General features: G+C 61.6%; 20 protein-coding genes. 10 read left to right on the plus strand and 10 right to left on the minus strand.

The window, feature by feature from the left end; all coding sequences use genetic code 11:
• Positions 1 to 94: 94 nt before the first annotated feature.
• Positions 95 to 961, minus strand: a complete 867-nt coding sequence (gene hexR / locus LOY54_RS27210; RefSeq protein ID WP_038616018.1) for a transcriptional regulator HexR — start codon at positions 959 to 961, stop codon at positions 95 to 97.
• 104 nt (positions 962 to 1,065) lie between these two features.
• On the opposite strand from hexR, the gene zwf reads away from it, so the two are divergent.
• Entirely contained in the window at positions 1,066 to 2,508 is a 1,443-nt protein-coding gene (gene zwf, locus LOY54_RS27215) for a glucose-6-phosphate dehydrogenase (RefSeq protein ID WP_045199468.1), read from the plus strand.
• Here zwf and LOY54_RS27220 read toward each other — a convergent pair.
• The gene (locus LOY54_RS27220) at positions 2,505 to 5,375 is read right to left on the minus strand and encodes an EAL domain-containing protein (protein ID WP_093377881.1); all 2,871 of its coding nucleotides are present in this window, start codon (positions 5,373 to 5,375) and stop codon (positions 2,505 to 2,507) included. The genes zwf and LOY54_RS27220 overlap by 4 nt on opposite strands.
• A 223-nt stretch (positions 5,376 to 5,598) precedes the next feature.
• Here LOY54_RS27220 and uvrD point away from each other — a divergent pair, with 223 nt between their 5' ends.
• The 3 genes from uvrD (at position 5,599) to LOY54_RS27235 (ending at position 9,345) form a co-directional block, all read left to right on the plus strand.
• On the plus strand, positions 5,599 to 7,782 hold the full coding sequence (uvrD, locus tag LOY54_RS27225) for a DNA helicase II (protein ID WP_045199464.1): 2,184 nt from the start codon (positions 5,599 to 5,601) through the stop codon (positions 7,780 to 7,782).
• Between the two features lie 195 nt (positions 7,783 to 7,977).
• On the plus strand, positions 7,978 to 8,826 hold the full coding sequence (locus tag LOY54_RS27230; RefSeq protein ID WP_258608667.1) for a Tim44 domain-containing protein: 849 nt from the start codon (positions 7,978 to 7,980) through the stop codon (positions 8,824 to 8,826).
• Between the two features lie 111 nt (positions 8,827 to 8,937).
• Entirely contained in the window at positions 8,938 to 9,345 is a 408-nt protein-coding gene (locus tag LOY54_RS27235) for an SMI1/KNR4 family protein (RefSeq protein WP_010222784.1), read from the plus strand.
• Between the two features lie 134 nt (positions 9,346 to 9,479).
• Here LOY54_RS27235 and LOY54_RS27240 read toward each other — a convergent pair whose 3' ends face one another.
• Entirely contained in the window at positions 9,480 to 11,240 is a 1,761-nt protein-coding gene (locus LOY54_RS27240) for a cation:proton antiporter (RefSeq protein ID WP_123566997.1), read from the minus strand.
• Between the two features lie 325 nt (positions 11,241 to 11,565).
• Between LOY54_RS27240 and LOY54_RS27245 the strand changes: the two genes are divergently transcribed.
• The gene (locus LOY54_RS27245) at positions 11,566 to 12,051 is read left to right on the plus strand and encodes an acyl-CoA thioesterase (RefSeq protein WP_045186257.1); all 486 of its coding nucleotides are present in this window, start codon (positions 11,566 to 11,568) and stop codon (positions 12,049 to 12,051) included.
• 9 nt (positions 12,052 to 12,060) lie between these two features.
• Here the strand turns inward: LOY54_RS27245 and pdxY are convergent, their stop codons facing one another.
• On the minus strand, positions 12,061 to 12,933 hold the full coding sequence (gene pdxY / locus LOY54_RS27250) for a pyridoxal kinase PdxY (RefSeq protein ID WP_258608670.1): 873 nt from the start codon (positions 12,931 to 12,933) through the stop codon (positions 12,061 to 12,063).
• A 117-nt stretch (positions 12,934 to 13,050) separates the two neighbouring features.
• Between pdxY and LOY54_RS27255 the strand changes: the two genes are divergently transcribed.
• Positions 13,051 to 13,443: a DUF3301 domain-containing protein gene (locus LOY54_RS27255; RefSeq protein ID WP_045199457.1), complete on the plus strand. Its 393-nt coding sequence runs from the start codon at positions 13,051 to 13,053 to the stop codon at positions 13,441 to 13,443.
• Here the strand turns inward: LOY54_RS27255 and LOY54_RS27260 are convergent.
• From LOY54_RS27260 to zigA, 3 genes are read right to left on the minus strand one after another with little or no spacing between them, the layout of a single operon-like run.
• The gene (locus LOY54_RS27260) at positions 13,440 to 14,411 is read right to left on the minus strand and encodes a GTP-binding protein (protein WP_258608672.1); all 972 of its coding nucleotides are present in this window, start codon (positions 14,409 to 14,411) and stop codon (positions 13,440 to 13,442) included. The two genes, LOY54_RS27255 and LOY54_RS27260, sit on opposite strands and share 4 nt — an antisense overlap.
• A 42-nt stretch (positions 14,412 to 14,453) precedes the next feature.
• Positions 14,454 to 15,062 carry a DUF1826 domain-containing protein gene (locus tag LOY54_RS27265; RefSeq protein WP_258608674.1) on the minus strand — a complete coding sequence of 203 codons (609 nt, stop codon included), beginning with the start codon at positions 15,060 to 15,062 and terminating at the stop codon, positions 14,454 to 14,456.
• Positions 15,062 to 16,270 (minus strand): zinc metallochaperone GTPase ZigA, encoded by a 1,209-nt coding sequence (gene zigA, locus LOY54_RS27270; protein ID WP_258608676.1) that lies wholly within the window; start codon positions 16,268 to 16,270, stop codon positions 15,062 to 15,064. Before zigA ends, LOY54_RS27265 begins: the two co-directional genes overlap by 1 nt.
• 119 nt (positions 16,271 to 16,389) lie before the next feature.
• Here zigA and LOY54_RS27275 point away from each other — a divergent pair, with 119 nt between their 5' ends.
• Both LOY54_RS27275 and folE2 read left to right on the plus strand, forming a co-directional pair.
• Positions 16,390 to 16,776 (plus strand): glutamine synthetase, encoded by a 387-nt coding sequence (locus LOY54_RS27275; protein ID WP_258608678.1) that lies wholly within the window; start codon positions 16,390 to 16,392, stop codon positions 16,774 to 16,776.
• A 23-nt stretch (positions 16,777 to 16,799) separates the two neighbouring features.
• Positions 16,800 to 17,687 (plus strand): GTP cyclohydrolase FolE2, encoded by an 888-nt coding sequence (folE2, locus tag LOY54_RS27280; protein WP_258608683.1) that lies wholly within the window; start codon positions 16,800 to 16,802, stop codon positions 17,685 to 17,687.
• Positions 17,688 to 17,693: 6 nt separating this feature from the next.
• On the opposite strand, the gene LOY54_RS27285 is transcribed toward folE2, so the two are convergent.
• Entirely contained in the window at positions 17,694 to 18,221 is a 528-nt protein-coding gene (locus tag LOY54_RS27285) for a DUF3617 domain-containing protein (RefSeq protein WP_195885343.1), read from the minus strand.
• Between the two features lie 127 nt (positions 18,222 to 18,348).
• Here LOY54_RS27285 and cls point away from each other — a divergent pair, with 127 nt between their 5' ends.
• Positions 18,349 to 19,788 carry a cardiolipin synthase gene (cls, locus tag LOY54_RS27290; RefSeq protein ID WP_258608684.1) on the plus strand — a complete coding sequence of 480 codons (1,440 nt, stop codon included), beginning with the start codon at positions 18,349 to 18,351 and terminating at the stop codon, positions 19,786 to 19,788.
• 6 nt (positions 19,789 to 19,794) lie between these two features.
• On the opposite strand, the gene cfaB is transcribed toward cls, so the two are convergent.
• Entirely contained in the window at positions 19,795 to 20,979 is a 1,185-nt protein-coding gene (gene cfaB / locus LOY54_RS27295) for a C17 cyclopropane fatty acid synthase CfaB (RefSeq protein WP_093377830.1), read from the minus strand.
• A gap of 209 nt (positions 20,980 to 21,188) precedes the next feature.
• On the opposite strand from cfaB, the gene lpdA reads away from it, so the two are divergent.
• On the plus strand, positions 21,189 to 22,589 hold the full coding sequence (lpdA, locus tag LOY54_RS27300; RefSeq protein WP_258595572.1) for a dihydrolipoyl dehydrogenase: 1,401 nt from the start codon (positions 21,189 to 21,191) through the stop codon (positions 22,587 to 22,589).
• Positions 22,590 to 22,651: 62 nt separating this feature from the next.
• Here lpdA and hcnC read toward each other — a convergent pair whose 3' ends face one another.
• Complete coding sequence (hcnC, locus tag LOY54_RS27305; protein WP_093377819.1) at positions 22,652 to 23,908, minus strand: cyanide-forming glycine dehydrogenase subunit HcnC; 1,257 nt, start codon at positions 23,906 to 23,908, stop codon at positions 22,652 to 22,654.
• Positions 23,909 to 23,910 lie beyond the last annotated feature (2 nt).

The following is a 23,910-nucleotide window of genomic DNA, read 5'->3' on the forward strand; positions in this document are numbered from 1 at the left end:
TCCCTTATCGAGTGCGGGAGCTTCAGCCTGACGTCGTGGCATTACGGTTTGGCGGCGGGCCAATGACAAATCAATGAACCCGCGCCTACAGGTCTCAGTCGTCCATCGCCTTGATCGACTTGGGCGACAGGCGCAGGCTGCGCAAGCTGCGCTTGACGCTCTTGAGGTGGTTGACCAGGCTCGGCCCGCGGGCCATGGCCACGCCCATGGCCAGCACGTCGATCACCACCAGGTGGGCAATGCGCGAGGTCAGCGGGGTGTAGATTTCGGTGTCTTCGTGCACATCGATGGCCAGGTTGACGGTCGACAGCTCCGCCAACGGCGTCTGGCTCGGGCACAGGGTGATCAGCGTGGCGCCGCTTTCACGCACCAGGTTGGCGGTGATCAGCAGGTCTTTGGAGCGCCCCGACTGGGAAATGCAGATGGCCACATCGCCCGGCTTGAGGGTGACCGCAGACATCGCCTGCATGTGCGGGTCGGAATACGCCGCCGCCGTCAGCAGCAGGCGGAAGAACTTGTGCTGGGCATCGGCCGCTACCGCGCCGGAGGCACCAAAACCGTAGAACTCGACACGCTGGGCCTGGGCCATGGCGGATACCGCACGCTGCAAAGCCTGTGGATCGAGGTGCTCGCGCACTTCCATCAGGGTATGCAGGGTGGTGTCGAAGATCTTCAGGCTGTAGTCGGCAACCGAGTCGTCTTCATGAATGGCGAACTGGCCGAAACTCGCGCCCGCCGCCAGGCTCTGGGCCAGCTTGAGCTTGAGGTCCTGGAAACCGGAACAACCGATCGCACGGCAAAAACGCACGATGGTCGGCTCGCTGATGCCGACGCTGTGGGCAAGGTCGGCCATGGAGCTATGCATGACGGCCGCTGGATCAAGCAGCACGTGATCGGCAACCTTGAGTTCCGATTTGCGTAGCAGATGGCGCGACTGGGCGATGTGTTGCAACAGATTCAAGGGCAGGACTCGGTTATGATCGACTGACCGGGTTGTAGCTTTCTTGTAGTTATACTACATGACCGGCGACCCGCCCAGCTAAACGAACTAGGAGAGTGGTGGTATTGACTATCCCTTGCGACATCATGGTGTTCGGCGGCACCGGTGACCTGGCCCTGCATAAACTGCTTCCGGCGCTCTACCACCTGTATCGCGAGGCTCGCCTGCACCCCGCCGTACGCATCATCGCCCTGGCCCGCAGCAATCTGCCACGTAATCAATTCCTCAAACTCGCCGAACGCCGTTGCCGGGCACAGATTGCCCGTGCCGACTTCGACGAGGATGTCTGGGCGCGGTTCTCGGCGCGCCTGGACTACTTCCCCATGGACGCCTCGCAAAGCGCCGATTTCGTCCGCCTGGCGCGCTTTCTCGGTGAAGCCGGCGGCCTGACCCGGATCTACTACCTGGCCACCGCACCGAACCTGTTCGTGCCGATTGCCAACCACCTGAAAATCGCCGGGCTTGCCGATCACGATGCGCGCATCGTCCTGGAAAAACCCATCGGCCACTCGCTGGAGTCAGCCACGGCGATCAACGAGGCCTTCGGCGCGGTGTTCGCCGAGTCGCAGGTGTTTCGTATCGATCACTACCTGGGCAAGGAAACGGTGCAGAACCTCATGGCCCTGCGCTTTGCCAATGCCTTGCTCGAGCCGGTGTGGCGCAACAACCAGGTCGATCATGTGCAGATCAGCGTCTGTGAAACCCTCGGCGTCGAAAACCGTGGCGCCTACTACGACCGCGCCGGCGCCACCCGCGACATGCTGCAGAACCACCTGCTGCAGCTGCTGTGCCTGGTGGCCATGGAGCCGCCGGCACAATTCGAGGCTGAAGCGGTTCGTGACGAAAAGGTGAAGATCCTCAAGGCCCTGCAACCGATCACCGGCCAGGACGTGCAGGACAAGACCGTGCGCGGCCAGTATAGCGCCGGCAAGATCGGCGGCCAGGAAGTACCGGCTTACTACTTCGAAAAAGATGTCGACAACGACAGCGATACCGAGACCTTTGTCGCCGTAGAAGCCCACATCAACAACTGGCGCTGGGCCGGCGTGCCCTTCTACTTGCGCACTGGCAAACGCCTGGCCAAGCGCTCGTCGCAGATCGTCATCCAGTTCAAGCCGGTGCCCCACCGCCTGTTCGACGGCGATCAGGCCAACCAGCTGCTGATCCAGCTACAACCCGACGAGCGCATCAGCCTGCAAATGATGACCAAGACCCCCGGCAAGGGCATGCGCCTGGAGCCGGTGGAACTGAACCTCAACCTGGCCCAGGTATTCGGCCAGACCCGTCGCTGGGACGCCTATGAGCGGCTATTGCTGGATGTGCTCGAAGGCGACTCGACGCTGTTCATGCGCCGTGACGAGGTCGAGGCGGCCTGGGCCTGGATCGACCCGATCCTTAACGGCTGGCAGGAACACTTCCAGGCCCCGCGCCCCTACCACGCCGGTAGTAACGGCCCGGACCAGGCCCACAGCCTGCTGGCCCACCAGGGCCGCGCCTGGCACCTTTAAAAGCTGTAGCGGCTGGCCAGTAAACCGGCCAGTTCCTGCGCCGGCACCGGCCGGCTGATCAGGTAGCCCTGCACTTCGTTGCAGCCTTGCTTGCGCAGGAAGTCCAGCTGTTCAGCGGTCTCGACGCCCTCGGCAACCACCTGCAGGTCCAGGCTCTGGGCCATGGCGATGATTGCCCGGGTGATCGCCGCGTCCTCGCTGCCCTCGCGCAGGCCCCGGATAAAGGCCTGATCGATCTTCACGTAGTCCACCGGGAAACGCTTGAGGTAGCTGAGCGATGAATAGCCGGTGCCAAAGTCGTCGATCGCAAGCTTCACCCCCAGCTCATGCAATTGGCGGAAGGTGGCGATGATGTGCTCGACGCTGTCGAGCAACTGGCTCTCGGTCAGTTCCAGTTCCAGCAAGTGCGGGGCCAGGCCGCTTTCTTCCAAAACCTGGCGCACCAGGCTGACCAGCTTGCCCTGGCGCAACTGATACACCGACAGGTTCACCGACACGCGAATCGGCGCAAGGCCCATGCGCTGCCACTCGCAAGCCTGCCAGCAGGCCTGGCGCAGGACGAATTCGCCCATCGGTGCAATCAGCCCGGTTTCTTCGGCCAGGCCGATGAAATCCGATGGCGGCACCATGCCCCACTGCGGATGCTGCCAGCGCACCAGCGCCTCGGCCGCATGCAGGCGGCCGGTGGCCAGGCACAGCTTGGGTTGGTAGTAGACCTGCAGTTGCCGCTCTTCGATGGCCTTGCGCAGATGGTTTTCCAGCTGCAGGCGCTGCAGGGTGCTGGCCTGCAGGCTCTCGGTGTAGAACTGGAAGTTGTCGCCACCCAGGTGCTTGGCGTGCTGCATGGCGGTATTGGCCTGGCTGACCAGCACCGTGACATCCCGCGAGGTGTCGGCCAGCAGGCTAATGCCCACCGAAGCGCTGATCACCAGCTCGTGACCATCGACCCGCAGGGGCACGCGTAGCTTGTCGAGCAGGCGGCTAGCCACTCGCACCAAGCTCGACAGGTTGCTGTAGGCATCGAACAGCACGGCAAACTCGTCGCCGGAAAGCCGCGCCACGGTGTCGGCCTCGGGCATGGCATTGCTGATGCGCTGGGCCATCTGCTTGAGCAAATGGTCGGCAACTTCATGGCCAAGGCTGTCGTTGAGCAGCTTGAAGCGGTCCAGGTCGATGTGCAGCAGGGCCAGGCCGCGACCGCTCTGGCGCAGGCGCTCGCCGGCCTCGTGCAGGCGCAGGCGGAACAAGGCGCGGTTGGCCAGGCCCGTCAGTTCATCATAGTGGGCCAGGTAGCGCAGGCGCTCTTCAGACTCACGGCGCGCCGACAGGTCGGTAAAGAAGCCGACGATGCTGGTCAGGTTGCCGCGGGCATCACGTACGCCGTTAAGCTGCAGCCACTGAGGATAAAGCTCACCGTTCTTGCGCGCCTCGACCAGTTCGCCTTGCCAGCTGCCCTGTTGCTCCAGGGCCAGTTCGATAGCCTGTGAATGTCGACGAGCATCAAGGCTGCACGCCAGCTCCAGCAACCGCCCTTGCAATAGTTCTTCGCGGCTGTAGCCGGTAACCCGGCAGAAGGCCTGATTGACGGCCAGCAGTACATAGTCAGGGTCAAGAATCACAATGCCTTCACTGGCGGCTTCAAACACCGTGGCGGCCAGACGCTGCTGTTCCTCCTGGGCTTTTTGCGCGCTGATTTCCCGGCGGGTGCCGAGCATGCGCAGCACCCGCCCGCTGGCATCACGTTCCACCGCCCGGCCACGGTCCTCAATCCAGCACCAATGGCCCTGGCGGTGACGCACCCGGTAGTCGATGCGGTAGTCCTCGCTGCGGCCCTTGAGGTGTTCGACCAGGGTACGCTTGAGCAGCGGCACGTCATCAGGATGCAAACGTGGCTTGAGGTGCGCGAGCATTTCCTGGACTTGTTCAGGCTCCAGGCCAAACAGCTCGCGCAATTGCGTGTGGTGGATCTCGTCGGTGTCCAGGTTCCAGTCCCAAAGCCCCAGCTCGCTGGCCTCTAGCGCCAGGGCCAGGCGCTGCTCGCTTTTGCTCAGGGCCTGGTTGGCGACATCGAGTTCCTGGCTGCGCTGGGCCACCCGCGACTCCAGCCCAACCTGCGCCTCACGCAGCTGTTCCTCGATCAACCGGCGCTGTTCGACCTCCTCGGCCAATGCCTGGTTGAGGCTCTCGCTGCGGCTTTGCGCCGCTTGCAGGTGTTCGATCAGCTCCTGATTCTGAAAGCGTCGCAGCAATCCGCGTTCGATCAGCCGGTTGACCTGCCAGGCCACCACCGACAGCGCAATCAACAGAATCAGCCCAAGCCAGCCCCAGCCGCGCTGCTGTTCGTCGCCACTCCAGAACAGGAAAGCAATCGGCGGCAGCAGGCAGGGCAAGGTAAAACTGAGAAACGCTGGCAGGCTGACGGCATAAGCAACGCTGGCCGAAAGCGTCGCCGCCCCCAGCAGACCAAACACCCAGGCCTGCTGGACGAAGTTGTCCACCGGCACCAGGGCAATCGCCGCGCTGGCCAGGGTCAGGCCGCTGAAGGCCGAACCGAGCAAAAACATCCGCCACCAGGTCGGCTGGGCTTGCCGGTCGGGCATGGCAGCATCGAAAGCGGCCACCTGGATCACCCGCAACGCCACCAGCGCCATCAGCCAGACCACCCAGACGCTGACCAGCAGGTAACGCGCCGGGTTCCATAGCAGCCAGGCACAGACAAGGCCGTTGAGCAGCATGAACAGGGTCGGCAGCAACGAGCCTTGATACAGCAGGCGGGTGCGCTCGACAGCCAGTTGCGGTGCGAAGTGTTTGCGAATACTCCGGCGCGCTTGGGCTGGGGCGCTCAGGGAGTCGGAACCGAGTGTCATAGGCGGTGTTCTTGTAATGGTTAGCCTTAAACGTGCACCGAGCATACACAAGCAAGCCCCTGGGCCAAACTGCTCTGGATCATAATTATTTCATCGCATTTCCCGACGGCAGGTGCTCAAGCACGCAGGCCTTGGGCTGCAGCCGGTGACCGGCCGGTCGTCAGCGCCAAGTTTTTCTACTGTATATTTGCCCAAGGGTCGCCTGCGCCCCTAAAATGGCCGGATGCGCGATGATCTCTCTCTCCTGTTGAACTCTCTCAACGACGCCCAACGCCAGGCTGTAGCTGCGCCGGTCGGTCGTCAGTTGGTCCTGGCCGGTGCCGGCTCCGGCAAGACCCGTGTGCTGGTGCACCGCATCGCCTGGTTGATCCAGGTGGTGCAGGCCTCGCCGCACTCGATCCTGTCGGTGACCTTCACCAACAAGGCCGCTGCCGAGATGCGCCAGCGTATCGAACAGCTGATGGGCATCAACCCGGCCGGCATGTGGGTCGGCACCTTCCACGGCCTGGCGCACCGCCTGTTGCGCGCGCACTGGCAAGAGGCCGGGCTGAACCAGAACTTCCAGATCCTCGACAGCGACGACCAGCAGCGTCTGGTCAAACGCGTAATCCGCGAGCTGGGCCTGGATGAACAGCGCTGGCCGGCGCGCCAGGCACAGTGGTTCATCAACGGCCAGAAAGACGAAGGCCTGCGCCCGCAACATATCCAAGCCAGCGGCGACCTGTTCCTGGGCACCATGCGCAGCATTTATGAAGCCTACGAGGCAGCCTGCCAGCGCGCCGGCGTCATCGACTTCTCCGAGCTGCTGCTGCGCGCCCTGGACCTGTGGCGCGACCACCCAGGCCTGCTCGAGCACTACCAGCGGCGCTTCCGCCATGTGCTGGTCGACGAATTCCAGGATACCAACGCCGTGCAGTACGCCTGGCTGCGGCTGCTGGCCAAGGGCGGCGACAGCCTGATGGTGGTCGGCGATGACGACCAGTCGATTTACGGCTGGCGCGGAGCCAAGATCGAGAACATCCACCAGTACACCGCCGACTTCCCTGACGCCGAGCTGATCCGCCTGGAGCAGAACTACCGTTCCACCGCCGGCATCCTCAAGGCGGCTAACGCCCTGATCGCCAACAACAGCGGGCGCCTGGGCAAAGAGCTGTGGACCGATGGCGGCGATGGCGAACCGCTGAGCCTGTACGCTGCCTTCAACGAACACGACGAAGCCCGCTACGTGGTCGAGAGCATCGAAAGCGCACTCAAGACCGGCCTGGCACGCAGCGACATCGCCATCCTCTATCGCTCCAACGCCCAGTCGCGGGTGCTTGAAGAAGCACTGCTGCGCGAACGCATTCCTTATCGCATCTATGGCGGCCAGCGCTTCTTCGAACGCGCCGAGATCAAGAACGCCATGGCCTACCTGCGCCTGCTCGAAGGCCGCGGCAACGATGCCGCCCTTGAGCGGGTGATCAACGTGCCGCCGCGCGGTATCGGCGAGAAAACCGTCGAAGCGATTCGCGAGCACGCGCGCCACGCCCAGGTTTCGATGTGGGAGTCGATGAGCCTGCTGATCGCCAACAAGGCGCTCAAAGGCCGTGCCGCCAGTGCCTTGGGCGCGTTCATGGAAATGATCGAGAACCTTGCCGCCAAAGTCCTGGAGATGCCCCTGCACCTGATGACCCAGACGGTTATCGAGCAGTCCGGGCTGATCGTCTATCACCAGGAAGAGAAAGGCGAAAAAGGCCAGGCCCGGGTAGAAAACCTTGAGGAACTGGTCAGCGCCGCGCGCAACTTCGAAAACAGCGAAGAAGACGCCGAATTGTCGCCACTGGCGGCCTTCCTCGGCCATGCCTCGCTGGAAGCCGGCGACGCCCAGGCCGACGAGCACGAAGACAGCATCCAGCTGATGACCCTGCACAGTGCCAAGGGCCTGGAATTCCCTCACGTCTTCCTGGTCGGCATGGAAGAAGGCCTGTTCCCACACAAGATGAGCCTGGAAGAGCCCGGCCGTCTTGAAGAAGAACGCCGCCTGGCCTATGTCGGCATCACCCGCGCCATGCAGCAGCTGGTGATGACCTACGCCGAAACCCGCAGGCTGTACGGCAGCGAGACCTACAATAAGGTCTCGCGCTTCGTACGCGAAATTCCGGCCGGCCTGGTGCAGGAAGTGCGCTTGTCCAACAGCGTCAGCCGCCCGTTCGGCTCCGGTCAGCAGCAGAACTCGAGCAGCCTGTTCGCCAACGCCAACATCCCGCAGACCGCCTTCAACCTTGGCCAGCGGGTGCAGCATGCGGTATTTGGCGAAGGTGTGATCCTCAACTTCGAAGGCTCCGGCGCCCAGGCCCGGGTCCAGGTCAACTTTGCCGAAGGCAGCAAGTGGCTGATGCTCGGCTACGCCAAGCTCGAAGCGCTGTAAAGCAGAAAATCCTGTAGGAGCGGGCTTGCCCCGCGATGCAATGTGACTTGCACGCCGCAATCGCGGGGCAAGCCCGCTCCTACAGCGTATTCAGATCATTCAGGCAAAAGCTGGAAACATTATGGCGCTGGTCATGTGTCCTACAACCTGTGCACCATGACGCGCGTGCAATCCACAAAACGGGAATACCCTTCTATGCAACGTTTTCTTAGCATCGCTTTGGCGCTGTGCATCGGCCTGACGATGAGTCTCGACGCCAACGCCAAACGCTTCGGCGGCGGCAAGAGCTCGGGCGCCGCGCCGACCCACCAGACCCGCCAGGCAGCCCCAGCTACCCCGGCTGCCTCGCCAACCGCGCCAGGTCGCGCACCTGCCGCCGCCAGCGGTGCTTCGCGCTGGCTCGGCCCGCTGGCCGGCCTCGCCGCCGGTGGCCTGCTGGCCTCCATGTTCATGGGCGACGGCTTCCAGGGCATGCAGATCTTCGACATCCTGATCATGGCGCTGATTGCCTTCCTGGCGTTCCGCTTCATCGCCGCCCGTCGCCGCAAGCAGCAGCCACAAATGGCCGCCGCCGGCCACGCGCCTTTCCAGCGTGAAGCGCACCAGCCTGCGCAGCCGTCGATCTTCGGTGGTTCGGCTGCATCTGCCGCCGCCCGTCCGGTAATCAACGCCCCGGCCTGGTTCAACGAGCAGAGCTTCCTGGCGGCTGCCCGCAACCACTTCCAGTCGCTGCAGCAGCACTGGGACGCCAACGAAATGGACAAGATCGCCGAGTTCGTCACCCCGCAGATGCTGCAGTTCCTCAAGCAGGAGCGTGCTGACCTGGGTGATGCCTTCCAGTCCACTTACATCGACGACCTAAATGTGCAGCTTGAAGGCGTCGACGACCGCGCCGACAAGACCATCGCCACCCTGACCTTCAGCGGTGTATCGAAGACTTCGCGCTTCGACCAGGGCGAACCGTTCAGCGAAAGCTGGAACATGGAACGCGCGCCGGGCGAGAACCAGCCTTGGCTGGTTGCCGGGATCCGTCAGAACGGCTGATCTTGAGGCATTGCACAAAAAACCCCGGGCTTGTCCCGGGGTTTTGCTTTTAGCGCAGCAGGCTACTAGGGTATAACGCGCAGCGTGTCGTAAAGGTTAGAGGATAGAACCGTGGAAGAAGTCATCGAACAGCTCCGAGAAGCCAATGAACCGGTACCGGTGCCGCTGGAGTTGCCGGACGAAGACCAACTGGTCGAAATCGAAGAAGAGTTGTTCATCAACATTCCGTTCGTCTTCAAGGAATTCCTGCTGACGGTCAGCGACGTGGTCTACGGCAGCCTGGAGCCGGTCACCGTCACCGACCCGCAGTCGCATACCTACTTGCCGGACGTGGCAGCCAATGCCTGGGATGCCGGCGTGCCGCGCGACCTGATCCCGATCTGCCAGGACGGCGACGATTACTACTGCGTCGAAGAGGACGGCACCGTGGTGCTGTGGTCCGGCGAAGAAGAGATCGTTACCGAGGACAGCTGGGAATCGGTCTGGCACTGGGCGCGGGATGTCTGGCTGGAAAGCTGAATGAGAAATACCCGCATAAAATAATGGCTCTTGGCTATTAATGCTCGTAGAATCGCCACGCCTTCCCGCGCGTGGCGCTTCGCTACCGCTCCATCCCCTCGGACATTCGAACCGCCCCGCGCAGGAAGCGCCTCTTAGTGGTGGTTTTCCTGGTTGTTTTCCAGGGTCTCCAGCAAGGCGATCTGCATGCGTGTATGCACACGGATGAACCAGCGCCACAGCACCGCAACCACCACTGCCGCGACTACCACGATCAGCAACAGCAGCTCGCTGGTGGGCAGAATGCTGGCCGACAGCGCCGACAGCAGTAAAAAGATCACCAACAGCGACAGCAACGGAATGACCTCGGCAATCACCCGTCGAACCCGCTGGGTGTGGCGCCCGGCCATCTCCGGCTTGACCCCCATCTCCGCCAGCAGCATCGACAGCGCCTTGAGCTTGCGGTACGCAGCGATCAGGAACGGCAGTGACAGCATCAGCGCCGCGCCCCAGATCAAGGCCTTCTGCTGGCCGACATCACTGACCCATTCGCTCAGGTAGTCACCGATGCGCGCGGCAAAATAACCACCGCTGAAGAAGATCGCCACCACCAGCGCCAGGTTCACCCCCACCTGCAGCAGAATCCGTCGGATCATCGACGCCAACAATGCCCCTTGGCCATGGGGCTGGATGCTGCGCAGCCATTCGCCGTACAGCGACAGCACCCGCGACAAGCGCCCCGGCACGACCTTGGCGAGCTTCAGCGACAGCGGGTCGGCGGCGCGAATCAGATACGGGGTAAGCAGCGTGGTGATGGCCGAAACGGCTACCGCCACCGGGTAAAGGAAGTCGCTGGTGACCTGCAGGGTCATGCCCAGTGCGGCGATGATGAACGAGAACTCGCCAATTTGTGAAAGCCCCATCCCGACCCGCAGTGAGGTACGTCCGTCGTTGCCGGCGATAAAGGCGCCCATGCCGCAGGACAGCATCTTGCCCAGCACCACGGCAATGGTGATGACCACGATCGGCCAGGCATACTCGACCAGGATCGACGGATCGATCATCAAGCCGATGGCGACAAAGAAGATGGCGCTGAACAGGTCGCGCACCGGTTCGATCAGGCGCTCGATCTTCAGCAATTGGCGCGACTCGGCCATGATCGCGCCAATCAGAAAGGCGCCCAGGACCATGCTGTATTCAAGCTTGACCACCAGCAGGCAGAAGCCGAAACACAGGCCCAAAACGGTAATCAGCAGCATCTCGTTGCTTTCGAAGCGGGCCACGTAAGCCAGCAGGCGCGGCACCAGCAAAATGCCGATGACCAAGGCAACGATCATGAACAGCGACAACTTGCCGACCGTGGAAAACACCTCACCCGAGCTCACCGTGCCACTCACGGCAATACCCGAGAGCAAGGCGATGATGCCGATGCCAAGGATGTCTTCGACGATCAGCACGCCGAAGATCAGTTGGGCAAAACGCTCGTTCTTCATCTTCAGGTCGTTGAGCGCCTTGACGATGATGGTGGTCGAGGAAATCGCCAGGATGGCGCCGAGGAACAGTGAATCCATGGTGTTCCAGCCGAACCAGCGGCCGATCTCGAATCCGATCCAGATCATCAGCACGATTTCCAGGAACGCGGCGATGAACGCCGTGGCCCCGACCTTGAACAACTTGCGCAGGCTGAACTCCAGGCCCAGGCAGAACATCAGGAAGATCACGCCGAGCTCGGCCAGGGTCTTGATCGTCTCTTCGTCGTGAATCAGGCCGAACGGCGGGGTGTGCGGGCCGATGATGAAGCCGGCAACAATGTAGCCAAGCACTACCGGCTGTTTGAAACGGTGGAAGAGGATAGTGACCACCCCGGCAACCAGCATGATCACTGCCAAATCCTGGATAAAGCTGATGGCATGCACGGCGTGGGACTCCTTACCTGGTATCCAGAGACAAGCCGCAACTCACCCGATGAATTGTCTGATTGAGTTGCGGGTACATAGCGTTTTAAATGTAGGAATGCCCACCTTGCATGGGCTTCTTCAGGTTAACACCGCCGCTTGTCGCGAAAAGCCGGTGCAATATGAAGAAACAGATCGACCAAAGCATCGCCGCAAATGGCACAAATAGCGTGACGGCAAGGCCGCTGTCAGCGTCCCGTCTACTTAGATGGGAATCGTATTGGGGGAAAGAAGCGTGAACAGCAATCGCCACCCCGCCTCAGCGCAACCTTACCGTGAGCACACTATGGAACCTGGAAACGCCCAGCTGTCGATGACCGTCCTGATGACCCCGGACATGGCCAACTTTTCTGGCAACGTCCACGGCGGCACGCTGCTCAAATACCTCGACGAAGTGGCCTATGCCTGCGCCAGCCGCTACGCCGGTCGTTATGTGGTGACCCTGTCGGTCGACCAGGTGGTCTTTCGCGAGCCGGTGCATGTCGGCGAGCTGGTGACCTTCCTCGCTTCGGTCAACTACACCGGCAACACCTCGATGGAAGTCGGCATCAAGGTGGTCACTGAGAATATTCGCGAGCGTTCGGTGCGCCACAGCAACAGCTGCTTCTTCACCATGGTCGCCGTCGACGACGACCGCAAGCCGGTTGCGGTGCCGCCGCGCCAGCCTGAAAGCAGCGAAGAGAAGCGCCGTTTCCTCCAGGGTAAACAGCGCCGGCTGATCCGTCAGGAGCTGGAGAAGCGTTACCAGGAGCTCAAGGGCGACGCCCTTTAAGACCGCCCGTTAAAAGGCCAGAGGCTGCGCCGCAAAGCGCAGCCGCGGGTGCACGATGCGATCTTGCGCCCGCACCAGTTCCAGCTCGTAGCTGGCACAGGCCTGGGTTTCCAGCAGCACTTCGTGCACCGCGGCGGCGGTGAATTCAAACGCCGCTACCCAGTCATCGCCGAGCAGCAAGCGCGCCAGGAACAAGCCTGATGTCAGGTCACCAACGCCTACCGGCTGGCGGGCGAATGCCAGCAGCGGGCGGCGGATGTGCCAGCTCCCTTCGCCGGTCACCAGCAGCATCTCGAAATCTTCCGCGCCACGCCCCGGGTACGCCAGGTGCTTGACCAGCACCGCTTTCGGGCCGCGCTCCAGCAGGCTGCGGGCCATGTAGACACAGTCTTGCAACGACTCGGCACGGCGCCCGCAGAAGCTGTCCAGTTCCAGCTGGTTCGGGCACAGCACATCAGCACGGGCCAGCGCTTCTTCGAGCAGAAACTCGCTGACCTCGGCCGGAACGATACAGCCCTTCTCGGGATGGCCCATCACCGGGTCGCAGAGGTACAAGGCGCGCGGGTTGGCCGCCTTGATCCGGGCCACGCCGCTGAGGATCGCCCGCCCCTGCTCGGCACTGCCCAGGTAGCCGGACAACACCGCATCGCAGTTGCCCAGCTCACCGATCGTCGCAATCCCTTCTACCAGTGCAGGTATTTGCGCTGGAGCAAGCACTTCTCCGGTCCACTGGCCATACTGAGTATGGTTGGAGAACTGCACGGTATTGAGCGGCCAGACCTTCACCCCGACCCGCTGCATGGGAAACACTGCGGCGCTGTTGCCGGCATGGCCGAAAACCACGTGGGACTGGATGGCGAGCAGATGCGGTGTACGTTTCATGCAGGTCTTCCGAAAGCGTAGGATGAAAACAAGGCGCGCAGTATGGCGCTAAATGCCACCTGTACGACAGACCGGGGAGGCAGTTAAGCTGGGCATACCTCGTTGGAGCATATGTAAATGTTGACCCTGGGAAATCTCTTCGTGCTGATGCTGCTGGCCACGGCAGGCGCTTGGTTGTGGCATAACCACGGCTTGCGTGAAAAGGCTCTGGAGCGGGTCAAGCAGCACTGCGCCAAGCTCGACCTGGAGCTGCTCGATGGCAATGTCGCGCTCAAGCGCATCGGCTTTGTTCGCGATGCCAACGGCCGCAAACGCCTGGCCCGGGTGTACAACTTCGAATTCACCGTGACCGGCGAACAGCGCCACCCCGGTACCGTCACCCAGTTCGGCGCCCATACCATGCAGATCGAACTGGCGCCCTACCCGTTCGAGATCAAGACGCCGCCACACCACGATAACGTGGTCGAGATGAACCAGTGGCGTCAGGACCACAACCGCTGGCGTAACTAGACGCGGCAGGCCAGCATGGCCTGTTTTAGCGCTTCAGGAGCTTGCGGCTCGGCGAAAATCAGCTCCAGCCGCGAGTCACGCCGCCATTCGCTGCGGCTCCACAGCAAGGACGGCTGTCCAGCCAGGGCATTGAGCGCTTGCCAGCCGTCCAGGCTGTGGATAACTGCCTTGGCCCGGCGCCAGTCCAACTCCCGCAGAAATTGCTCGATGCGGGCACGATCAAACACCTGAGCCGGGTGCCAGCGCCAACCAATGCTCCAGCCCTCCGCCGCCTCCTGGATGCTGCAAATTGGCTCCTGCGGATTTGTCCACAGGCTGCCTATGACTGCGGAAACACTGGCTGATGCCAGTTTATCCACAGCCAGGGAATGGCTTGGCGGAGCACTTGCCATCGGCACTTCGGACAACGGCAGATGGCCGAAATCGGTCCAGTACAGGCGAGCATCCGCCAGCCGGGAAGTTATCCACAAGCGCTGTTGTTCGTCCAGACCAGCGGATTTGTTCAGCACCAGCAGCCCGGCGCTGGCCAGGGTCGAGTGCTGAGCTTGCGGCAAGGCAACACCCGCAGCCAGCTGCTCGGCATCGAGCACCAGTACCGCCGGTTGTACCGCCAGCACCCCCTGCCAGGGCGGTAAGCGCAGTTGCTCCAGCAACTGCAACGGATGGCCCAACCCGGATGGTTCGATAAACAGCCTATGCGGCCTGGCCTTGCGCAACAGGCGACCCAGGCCGACCTGGAATGGCATGCCGTTGACGCAGCACAAGCAACCGCCGGCCACCTCTCCCAGGGCAATCCCATCGTCATCGGTTGCCAGCAGCGCTGCGTCCAGGCCGATCTGGCCGAACTCGTTGATCAGCACCGCCCAGCGCTCATCGGCGGGCCGCTGCGCCAACAACTGGTGAATCAGGCTGGTCTTGCCGGCGCCGAGCGGGCCGGCAATCACGTGGGTAGGAATGTTCTGCAGCATGGGACGGAGAGTGCCTGAAATTTTCGTCACTATGCCGTTATATCAGGCCATCCAGTCAAGGCTGAGGATCAAACGCCGCTCACCATTGGCCAAGGCCGGCGAACGATGGACCAGCCCGCCTCCCTGATTACCAAGCCATTTCTCGCCCTTGAGCAAGGCCACCTCACCCTCGGCCAATTGGCGGATTGCCTCGGCATGCGGTTGCTCCCGAGCCAGTTGCGTACGGTCGATTGCGCCTTCTTCCAGCCATTCACTACCCGGCCCGGCGTAGGTGCTCAGCAAACGCAGAGGGACGTGATCGACATGAAACCGCGGGCACATGGCGTTGCCCAGCGCCTGCAGGCGCAAGCCGACTCGTCGGGCGTCGAGCAAGCAGGCGTAGGCAGCCACCAGCCAGGCAACGTCGGTAACAAACGCCACATGGCCTTCCAGGTCGGCATACCCGCCCAGCAAGCCACTGAGGTCCGGCAACTGTTGTTGCTCATCCAGCTCGATGACCCGGCTTTCACCCAGTGGCTGGTTCAGCGACAGCAGCAAGCGGGCAAAGTCTTCGATCTGCACCGGCAAGCGGCGCTGCCATACCGCGAGATTGACGCCATCCTGCAACGCCTCGGTGAGCACTTGAGGCGTTTCGCCGAAGGCCTGGCGCATCACGCCGCGTCCTCGTCAAACCACGGGCCGAACGGGTCGGGCAGTTGCCGCCAACTGTTCACGCCTGCGGCCATTTCTGCATCGTCGAGCAGGCAGCTCGAGAGCTCGGCATCGAGCCGGGCGAAGTCGATATTCTGACCGATGAATACCAGCTCCTGGCGGCAATCACCACACTCTGCAGTCCAGTTCTTGAAGATCTGCGCGCTGCTCTGCTCATCCTGCGGCCACTGCTCACGGGGTACGAAGCGCCACCAGCGCCCGGCAAAACCGTGGCGCATCATGCCGCCGGCCTGCGACCAACTGCCGGCATCCTGGTGCTTGCTGGCGAGCCAGAAGAAGCCCTTGGAGCGCAGCAACCGGCCGTTGTCCCAGGGCCTGTGGATAAAATCGTAAAAGCGCTGTGGATGCAGCGGCCGGCGCGCTTGCCAGGTGGTCGCGGCAATTCCGTATTCCTCGGTTTCCGGCACGTGTTCGCCGCGCAGTTCCTGCAGCCAGCCAGGCGCCTGGGCGGCGCGGTCGAAGTCGAACAGACCGGTGTTGAGGATCTGCTGCAGCGCTACCTGACCCATGACCATCGGCACGATCTGCGCCTGGGCGTTAAGGCTGCGCAAGATCGCGCTGAGCTCTTCGCGCTCGACGCTGCTGATCAGATCGATCTTGCTCAACAGAATCACGTCAGCGAACTCCACCTGCTCAATCAAGAGGTCACTGATCGAGCGCTCGTCTTCGTCACCAAGGGTTTCGCCGCGGCTGGCCAGGCTCTCGGCCGCCTGATAATCACGCAGGAAGTTCAAGCCATCGACCACCGTGACCATGGTGTCCAGGCGCGCCTGATCGGCCAGGCTGCGGCCTTGCTCGTCACGAAAGGTAAAGGTTTCGGCGACCGGCAACGGCTCGGAGATGCCGGTGGACTCGATCAACAGATAATCAAAACGCCCCTCGCGGGCCAGGCGTGCGACCTCTTCGAGCAGGTCTTCGCGCAAGGTGCAGCAGATGCAGCCGTTGCTCATCTCCACCAGCTTTTCTTCGGCGCGGTTGAGACTGACGTTGCGCTGCACCTCGCTGGCATCGATGTTGATTTCGCTCATGTCGTTGACGATCACCGCGACCCGCAGGTTGTCGCGGTTTTTCAGCACGTGATTGAGCAGAGTACTTTTGCCGGCACCCAGAAAGCCGGAAAGCACAGTGACGGGAAGACGGTTGGGCATGGGGGCTATCCTCATCGGGGCGAGTGCATTCGAACGATGCATTGCGCAATGTTATATTATAACAATACAATCTCGCCAACCCACTTCGCTCAGAACATGACCAAAGGCCGACCTGGAAGATGAAATCACGTTGCCTTTTTGCCCTCGCTGCTTTGCTGCTGTGCGAATCCGCCGTTGCCAACGGCGCGCCCCTCAGCAACGGCCTGGCACTTTGTACCCGCAGTGCAACCTTGCTTGCCTGCAGCGATGCCCAGGGCAATTACTACAGCGTGCAAACCCAGGGCAGCACCACCTACCTGCGCGGCTTCGAAATGGAGGGCCGCAGGCTGTGGGCACAAACCAATAGCCGCTATGGCCAGCTGACTTTCTTCACAGGCGTGGCGAGCAATGGCGAAACCTGGGTCGGATACAGCCAGCGTGTGGGCTGGACCACCTTGAACAAGGTCTCCAGTTCCAGCGGGCAGCGTTTCAATCTGCGCTGCAATCGTCTGAGCGGCTGCCAATAGCCTTCTTGAAAAGTGAACCCCTGATGAGCGCTTTCACCCTTCCTGACATCGCTGCCCAAGCCACCACTTCCCAGTTACCATTGGATTGGGTCGGCATGTGTGGCATTGCCCTGCCGCTGCAGATCGATGGGCAGATATTGCCAGCAACAGCCGACGCGGGCGTCAGCCTTGATGATGGCGCCTCCCGGGGCATTCACATGTCACGCTTGTACCTGGCGCTGGAAGCCCTGGAATATCAACCCTTGAGTCCGGCGCTGATCAATGAAGTTCTGCAGGGTTTTCTCGACAGCCACATAGGCCTTTCCGCCAGTGCGTTCCTGACCCTGCGATTCGAACTGATGCTCAAACGCCCTGCGCTAATCAGCCCCTTGGCAGGTTGGAAAGCCTATCCGGTTACTCTGGATGCGCAGATTAAAGACGGAGTGTTCCACGTGGAACTATTTGTCGATGTGGCGTATTCCTCCACCTGCCCCTGCTCAGCCGCCTTGGCTCGGCAGCTGATTCAACAGCAATTCATCAGCGATTTTGGCAATCGCAGCTTGAGCCATGAAGCGATCTTGAGTTGGCTGGGTAGTGCCGAGGGTATTGTGGCCACGCCCCACAGCCAACGCAGTGTGGCAAAGCTGCAGGTTCGTCTGCGCTCAGGGGTTAGCGAGCTGCCGATAGAAGCGCTGATCAACCAGGCCGAGAGCGCCTTGGGCACCGCTGTTCAAACTGCGGTAAAGCGCGCAGATGAACAAGCCTTTGCCTTGGCCAACGGGCAGAATTTGATGTTCTGTGAAGATGCCGCCCGGCGCTTGAATGTGGGGTTGAAAACCCTGCCGTGGCTCAGCGGCTTCAACCTGCGCGTGGAACATGCCGAAAGCTTGCATGCCCACGACGCAGTCGCTCACAGCCAATGGCGATGGTGAGGCACTTCAGCTACGCGGTTTAACCGTACCGCAGTCATTACCGAGCCACACTGCCCGGGTGTTCATGCTGCCCTGCTGCTGCACACCGGATGCATTGAAGGTACCGTTGACCTGGGTCGTGAACTCACGATCGCTGACGAACGTGGCTTCCCCATTACCTTGGGCTTTCGGGCAACTGAAGGTGAACTTCCAGACATTGCCGGTGCGCTCGGTGATCTTCTGGGTACAGCCAGACTTGGGATCCTGCAGCGGGATGTCATTGGTTTTTACCTGCTCCGGCGTCAGGCAAGAGCGCACACCTTGACCGGCGACGCTGATCCCTTGCTTGGCCAGGCCACCTTCGATCATCGCCCGTTGCTCCGGCGGCAGGTTCTTCAATTGACCGAGCATGAAGCCCATGTCTGGAAGCGGCTTGCCATCAACCTGCATGTTGCTGGTGGTCAGCTCCCAAAGGCCAGGTTGCAACATCTGCGCATGCACCAACGGGCTTGCCAGACCGAACATCAGTGCCAGCAGCGGCAGACGATTTTTCATGTAGTGACTCCTCGAAACTCCAGCCCCAAGCTGGAACACAGCTTAGACGTCAATTTGTGCTTTCGGTTGCAAGTGCTGCCATGAACATGCTCTGTTAGGGGTAGAGCCTTCGGACAGCAGGATGCGTATGGATTACCACAGCCCGTACTTCTTCGGTTACCTCATTGGCGTGATTCACTTGCTCGGGGCAATCGCCGCCTTGCACGCGGTGTTCACCGTACGCACCGCCCAGGGGGCAATTGCCTGGGCCTTATCGCTGCTGTTCATTCCCTACTTCACCCTTATTCCCTACCTGGTGTTTGGCAGCCGTACCTTCGACGCCTACATCCAGGCCCGGCGCCAGGCCAACCGTGAAATGCATGTGGCCATGGCCGATCTCAACTGGCGACCCTGGGTCGAAGAGGCCTTGGCAGCCCGCAATTCAGAATCCTATGCCGCGCTGCGGGCGATGCCCAAGCTGGGACGCATGCCGTGCCTGGCCAACAATCAGGTGCGTTTGCTGATCGACGGCAAGGCTACTTTCGACGCCATCTTTCACGCCATTGCCGGCGCACGCGACACGGTGCTGGTGCAGTTTTTCATTATTCACGACGATGAACTGGGGCGGCAGCTACAGGCCCTGCTGCTGAAAAAGGCCACCGAAGGCGTCAAGGTCTACGTGCTCTACGACAGCGTCGGCAGCCATGCCCTACCCTCTGCCTACAGCCATAAACTGCGTGCAGGCGGCGTCAATATCCGCGCTTTCGCCACTCGCCGCGGCTGGTTCAACCGCTTCCAGGTCAACTTTCGCAACCACCGCAAAATCGTCGTGGTCGATGGCCTGCAGGGTTTTCTGGGTGGCCACAACGTTGGCGATGAGTACCTGGGTGGCAATCCCAAGCTCTCCCCTTGGCGTGATACTCACGTCCAGGTCAGCGGACCAGTGCTGGCCTGCCTGCAGGAATCGTTCGCCGAGGACTGGTTCTGGGCGTCGCGCCAACTGCCGCCCTTGATCCTGCCGGACACCTACCCGGAAGATGGCGTGCTCTGCCAGGTATTGGCCAGCGGGCCGGCCGATCCGCAAGAAACTTGCTCGCTATTCTTCGTCGAAGCCATCCACTCGGCGCGCGAACGCCTGTGGATCACCAGCCCCTACTTCATCCCTGACGAAGCGGTGTTCGCAGCCCTGCGCCTTGCAGTGTTGCGCGGGGTAGATGTGCGCATCCTGATTCCTTCGCGTGCAGACCACCGTATCGTCTACGCCGCCTCCAGCCTGTTCGCCTTTGAGGCGGTGCGCGCCGGGGTGCGGATGTTTCGTTTCGAACCTGGATTCCTGCATCAGAAGGTGGTGCTGATCGACAACGAGATCAGCTCCATCGGCAGCGCCAACCTCGACAACCGATCATTTCGCCTCAACTTCGAGATCATGTTGCTGACCGTAGACCGCGCATTTGCCGATCAGGTCGAAGCGATGCTCAGCCATGACTTCGACCAATCCCGGGAAATCACCGCCGAAGACAGCCGCGATACACATCGCCTGCAGCAGCTGGGGATGCGTATCGCGCGGCTGATTTCGCCGATTCTGTAAGGTGCTTTAACGGTAGAAGTCTTCGCGGGTCAGCGGCAAATCGTGGCTGCCATCGGCAAAGGGTTTGACCGCAAGGATCTGGTGCAAATTGATCCAGCCCCTGGCAAAGGCATAGGAGCAACCAGCCAGGTACAGGCGCCAGATGCGCAGGGCTTTCTCTGGCACCAGCGCGCCAGCCTTGTCCAGCTGTGCTTCGAGGCGGTTGCTCCAGTGCTCGAGGGTGCGCGCGTAATGCAGGCGCAGGCTTTCGACGTCGACAATCTCCAGCCCCGCTTCACTGATGCGTGCACTGATCATCGACAGGTGCGGCAGCTCGCCATGGGGGAACACGTAGCGCTCGATGAAACTGCCCGCGCCGCGCCCGACCGGTCGCCCGTCGGTGTGCCTGGCGGTGATGCCATGGTTCATCACCAGGCCACCTTCGCGCACGGCGCCAAACAAGCGCTGGCAATACAGCGCCAGGTTGGCATGACCCACGTGTTCAAACATGCCGACACTCACCACCTTGTCGAAGCGACCGTCCTGGGGCAGGTCGCGATAATCGAGTATCTGCAGCTCAACCTGCCCTTCCAGGCCATCGGCCTTGACCCGCTCACGGCCGAGCTTGAGCTGCTCTTTGCTCAGAGTGATGCCGAACACCTTGGCACCGAACTCCCTGGCTGCGTAGCGCGCCAGCCCGCCCCAACCACAACCGACATCCAGCAGGTAGTCGCCCTTCTTCAAGCGCAGCTTGCGGCACAAGTGCTCGAACTTGTTCTGCTGGGCTTGCTCCAGGGTGTTGGTGGGCGATTTGAAATAGGCGCAGGAGTAGGCCATGTCGCTGTCCAGCCACAGCTGGTAGAAGGCGTTGGACAGGTCGTAGTGGTAGGAAATTGCTGCCGCATCGGTAGCCTTGTCATGCTCGGTGCGCACCGGCTGATCGTCTTCTTCATCCTTGAGCAAAGCCACGCTAAGTTCGTCACAGACGCGGATCACCTCACTGATGGAGCCCTCCAGTTCCAGCTTGCCTTCGACGAACGCTGCTCCCAACTCATCCAGGCTTGGATGGGTCAACTGAGTAATCAGCTGCGGGTCCTTGACCAGAATGGTCACCTGCGGCTTGGGCCCCAGATCGAACGCATTGCCATCCCAAAGTTTGAGTCGCAGTGGCAGTCGCAGGCTTTGCAGAACAGGTGGAAGTTGCGCAAGCATGAAATGAGCCTCCTTTTTTCATCGGACGTCTGCCCAAAAGGGTAGTTCATCTGCCGGAACTTTCAGCTTATGCCGACCATAGTCTGAGCCTATCTAGCCCGTTGCAGACCTTGCGCCGGGGGCTGGAACCTACGATTTATTGTATACAATCGAGCGATTTGCAGATTAGTCTTGGCGCCATTGTCGATTCTTCATCCTGGAGTACAACAATGAAAACCTATGATGTAGTAATCATTGGCGGCGGGCCTGGTGGGTACAACGCGGCTATTCGTGCCGGTCAACTGGGCTTGAGCGTGGCATGCGTGGAAGGTCGCTCGACCCTCGGCGGCACTTGCCTTAACGTCGGCTGCATGCCGTCCAAGGCCCTGCTACATGCCTCCGAGTTGTATGAGGCGGCGGTTGGCAGCGAGTTCGCCAACCTCGGCATCGAGGTCAAACCGACCCTCAACCTTGCGCAGATGATGAAGCAGAAGGATGAGAGCGTCAGCGGCCTGACCAAGGGTATCGAGTTCCTGTTCCGCAAGAACAAGGTCGACTGGATCAAGGGCTGGGGCAAGCTCGATGGTGTTGGCCGGGTCAAGGTGACCGACGACCAGGGCGCGGTAACTGAGCTGGAGGCCAAGGACATTGTCATTGCCACTGGCTCCGAACCGACGCCGCTGCCTGGCGTGACCATCGACAACCAGCGCATCATCGACTCCACCGGCGCCCTGGCCCTGAGTGAAGTGCCCAAGCACCTGGTGGTAATCGGCGCCGGGGTCATCGGCCTGGAGCTGGGTTCGGTGTGGCGCCGGCTGGGCAGCCAGGTGACCGTGGTCGAGTACCTCGATCGCATCTGCCCCGGTACTGATGAAGAAGCGGCAAAAACCCTGCAACGCGCCCTGGCCAAGCAAGGCATGAAGTTCAAGCTCGGCAGCAAGGTCACCCAGGCCAGCGCTTCAGCGCAAGGGGTGAACCTGAGCCTGGAGCCTGCCGCAGGCGGCAGCGCCGAAACCCTCGAGGCCGACTACGTACTGGTTGCCATCGGCCGGCGCCCCTATACCCAGGGCCTTGGCCTGGAAAGCGTCGGCCTGGAAACCGACAAGCGCGGCATGCTCGCCAACCAGCACCACCGCACCAGCGTCCCGGGCGTGTGGGTTATTGGCGATGTCACCTCCGGAGCGATGCTCGCGCACAAGGCCGAGGACGAGGCTATCTCCTGCATCGAACAGATTGCCGGCAAGGCCCACGAGGTCAACTACAACCTGATTCCGGCGGTCATTTACACCCGTCCGGAACTGGCCAGCGTCGGCAAGACCGAAGAGCAGCTCAAGGCCGAAGGCCGCGAGTACAAGGTCGGCAAGTTCCCCTTCAGCGCCAACAGCCGGGCCAAGATCAACCACGAGACCGAAGGCTTCGCCAAGGTCCTCGCAGATGCCCGTACCGATGAAGTATTGGGCGTGCACCTGGTTGGCCCAAGCGTCAGTGAGATGATCGGTGAGTATTGCGTGGCCATGGAGTTCAGCGCCTCGGCTGAAGACATCGCCCTCACCTGCCACCCGCACCCGACGCGCTCCGAAGCCCTGCGCCAGGCGGCGATGAACGTCGACGGCAAGGCGATGCAGGTCTGATCAGTCAGGCCGGTCGAACGGATGAAGCCGGCCTTCAAGGCTGAAGGCCGGCTTATCCACAATCAGGCCAGGGCAGCCTGTTGGTTTTCCACAGCCAGCAGGTCAAAACGCGAGGCCAGGAACGGGGTGATATCCAGCGGCAGGGTTTCCTGGTTCACGACCTTGTCGATCAGCACGCCAGTGATGGCCGAGGTAAGGATGCCGGTGCGAAAGTGTCCACAGGCATTCACGTAGCCACTGACTTCGCTGACCGGCCCCAGGATCGGCAGCTCGTCCGGCGAGCCCGGGCGCAAGCCGGCCCAGGTGCGCTTGAGGTTGATCTGCGCCAGCTCCGGCACGCAGCGCACCGCGCCCTGAACCAGGCCGTTGATCTCCGGGAAGGTGTTGCTGACGTCGAAGCCTTTGTCTTCGGTGGTGCTGCCGATCAGGATCTCACCGTTGTCCTTCTGCGCCATGTAGCAGTCGCTGGTGGTCAGGCAGCCTTGCAGCAGCTTGGGCATGCGCTCGGTGAGGATAATCTGGCCTTTGACCGGCTTGACCGGAATCCGCAGGCCCGTGGCCCACTCGCTCAAGTCTGCGGCCCAGGCGCCGGCGGCGTTGATCAGGGTATCACAGTGAAAGGTGCCCTCTTCGGCGGTTTGCACGCCGCTGACCCGCGAACCCTGATGCAGCACACCGGTAATGTTGGTGTTGTGGAACAGGTCGACACCGTTCTGGCGCGCCGCCTCCATATAGGAATCAGCCAGGCGGAACGGGCTGACCTGGTGATCGCAGAGAAACTCCAGGGCACCATGGGCCTCATGGCTCACCGCAGGTTCGGCCTGGCGCAGGGCATCGCGGTCGAGCCAGCGCACCTGGTCGGCCAGGTGCGGGATCTGCGCAACGATGTGCTCGGCGTAGAGGCGGTCTTCATCGTCGTAGATCACGTACTTGAGGCCCGTGCGCTCGAACTTGAAGTCCATGCCGTGGCGCTCGATCAGCTCGCGGTGCAGCTGTGGATAAAGTGCGTTGGACTGCAAGGCAAAGTCGAAGAACGACTGCGGCAGGATGTGCGGCGTGCTCGAATCCACCGCCACTGCCGCGCCATGGGCTTCGCGCTTGTGCTTGGCCGACATCATGCGAAAGAAGATTACTCCGCAGCCCAGGCCCACGGACTCACCAATAGCCCACAGGCCACCGGCCGACGCGCGGGTGGCATTGCCCGGGCGCTTGGCATCGATCAGGGCGATCTTCAGGTTCTTGCGTTTGGACAGCTGGTAGGCGCAGGACGCACCGATCACACCGCCACCGGCGATGACCACATCATAGGTTCTGTTCATGC

This window comes from Pseudomonas sp. B21-032 (genome assembly GCF_024748965.1).
Lineage (GTDB): Bacteria > Pseudomonadota > Gammaproteobacteria > Pseudomonadales > Pseudomonadaceae > Aquipseudomonas.

Bases quoted from the DNA above. Each gene is read 5' to 3' on its own strand.
- LOY54_RS27275 (WP_258608678.1), top strand. From the start codon at position 16,390: ATGAAATCACGTTGCCTTTTTGCCCTCGCTGCTTTGCTGCTGTGCGAA.
- LOY54_RS27220 (WP_093377881.1), bottom strand. From the start codon at position 5,375: ATGACACTCGGTTCCGACTCCCTGAGCGCCCCAGCCCAAGCGCGCCGG.
- LOY54_RS27255 (WP_045199457.1), top strand. From the start codon at position 13,051: ATGTTGACCCTGGGAAATCTCTTCGTGCTGATGCTGCTGGCCACGGCA.
- lpdA (WP_258595572.1), top strand. From the start codon at position 21,189: ATGAAAACCTATGATGTAGTAATCATTGGCGGCGGGCCTGGTGGGTAC.
- cfaB (WP_093377830.1), bottom strand. From the start codon at position 20,979: ATGCTTGCGCAACTTCCACCTGTTCTGCAAAGCCTGCGACTGCCACTG.
- pdxY (WP_258608670.1), bottom strand. From the start codon at position 12,933: ATGAAACGTACACCGCATCTGCTCGCCATCCAGTCCCACGTGGTTTTC.
- cls (WP_258608684.1), top strand. From the start codon at position 18,349: ATGGATTACCACAGCCCGTACTTCTTCGGTTACCTCATTGGCGTGATT.
- zigA (WP_258608676.1), bottom strand. From the start codon at position 16,270: ATGCCCAACCGTCTTCCCGTCACTGTGCTTTCCGGCTTTCTGGGTGCC.
- LOY54_RS27265 (WP_258608674.1), bottom strand. From the start codon at position 15,062: ATGCGCCAGGCCTTCGGCGAAACGCCTCAAGTGCTCACCGAGGCGTTG.
- LOY54_RS27245 (WP_045186257.1), top strand. From the start codon at position 11,566: ATGGAACCTGGAAACGCCCAGCTGTCGATGACCGTCCTGATGACCCCG.
- folE2 (WP_258608683.1), top strand. From the start codon at position 16,800: ATGAGCGCTTTCACCCTTCCTGACATCGCTGCCCAAGCCACCACTTCC.
- hcnC (WP_093377819.1), bottom strand. From the start codon at position 23,908: ATGAACAGAACCTATGATGTGGTCATCGCCGGTGGCGGTGTGATCGGT.
- uvrD (WP_045199464.1), top strand. From the start codon at position 5,599: ATGCGCGATGATCTCTCTCTCCTGTTGAACTCTCTCAACGACGCCCAA.
- LOY54_RS27285 (WP_195885343.1), bottom strand. From the start codon at position 18,221: ATGAAAAATCGTCTGCCGCTGCTGGCACTGATGTTCGGTCTGGCAAGC.
- LOY54_RS27230 (WP_258608667.1), top strand. From the start codon at position 7,978: ATGCAACGTTTTCTTAGCATCGCTTTGGCGCTGTGCATCGGCCTGACG.
- LOY54_RS27260 (WP_258608672.1), bottom strand. From the start codon at position 14,411: ATGCTGCAGAACATTCCTACCCACGTGATTGCCGGCCCGCTCGGCGCC.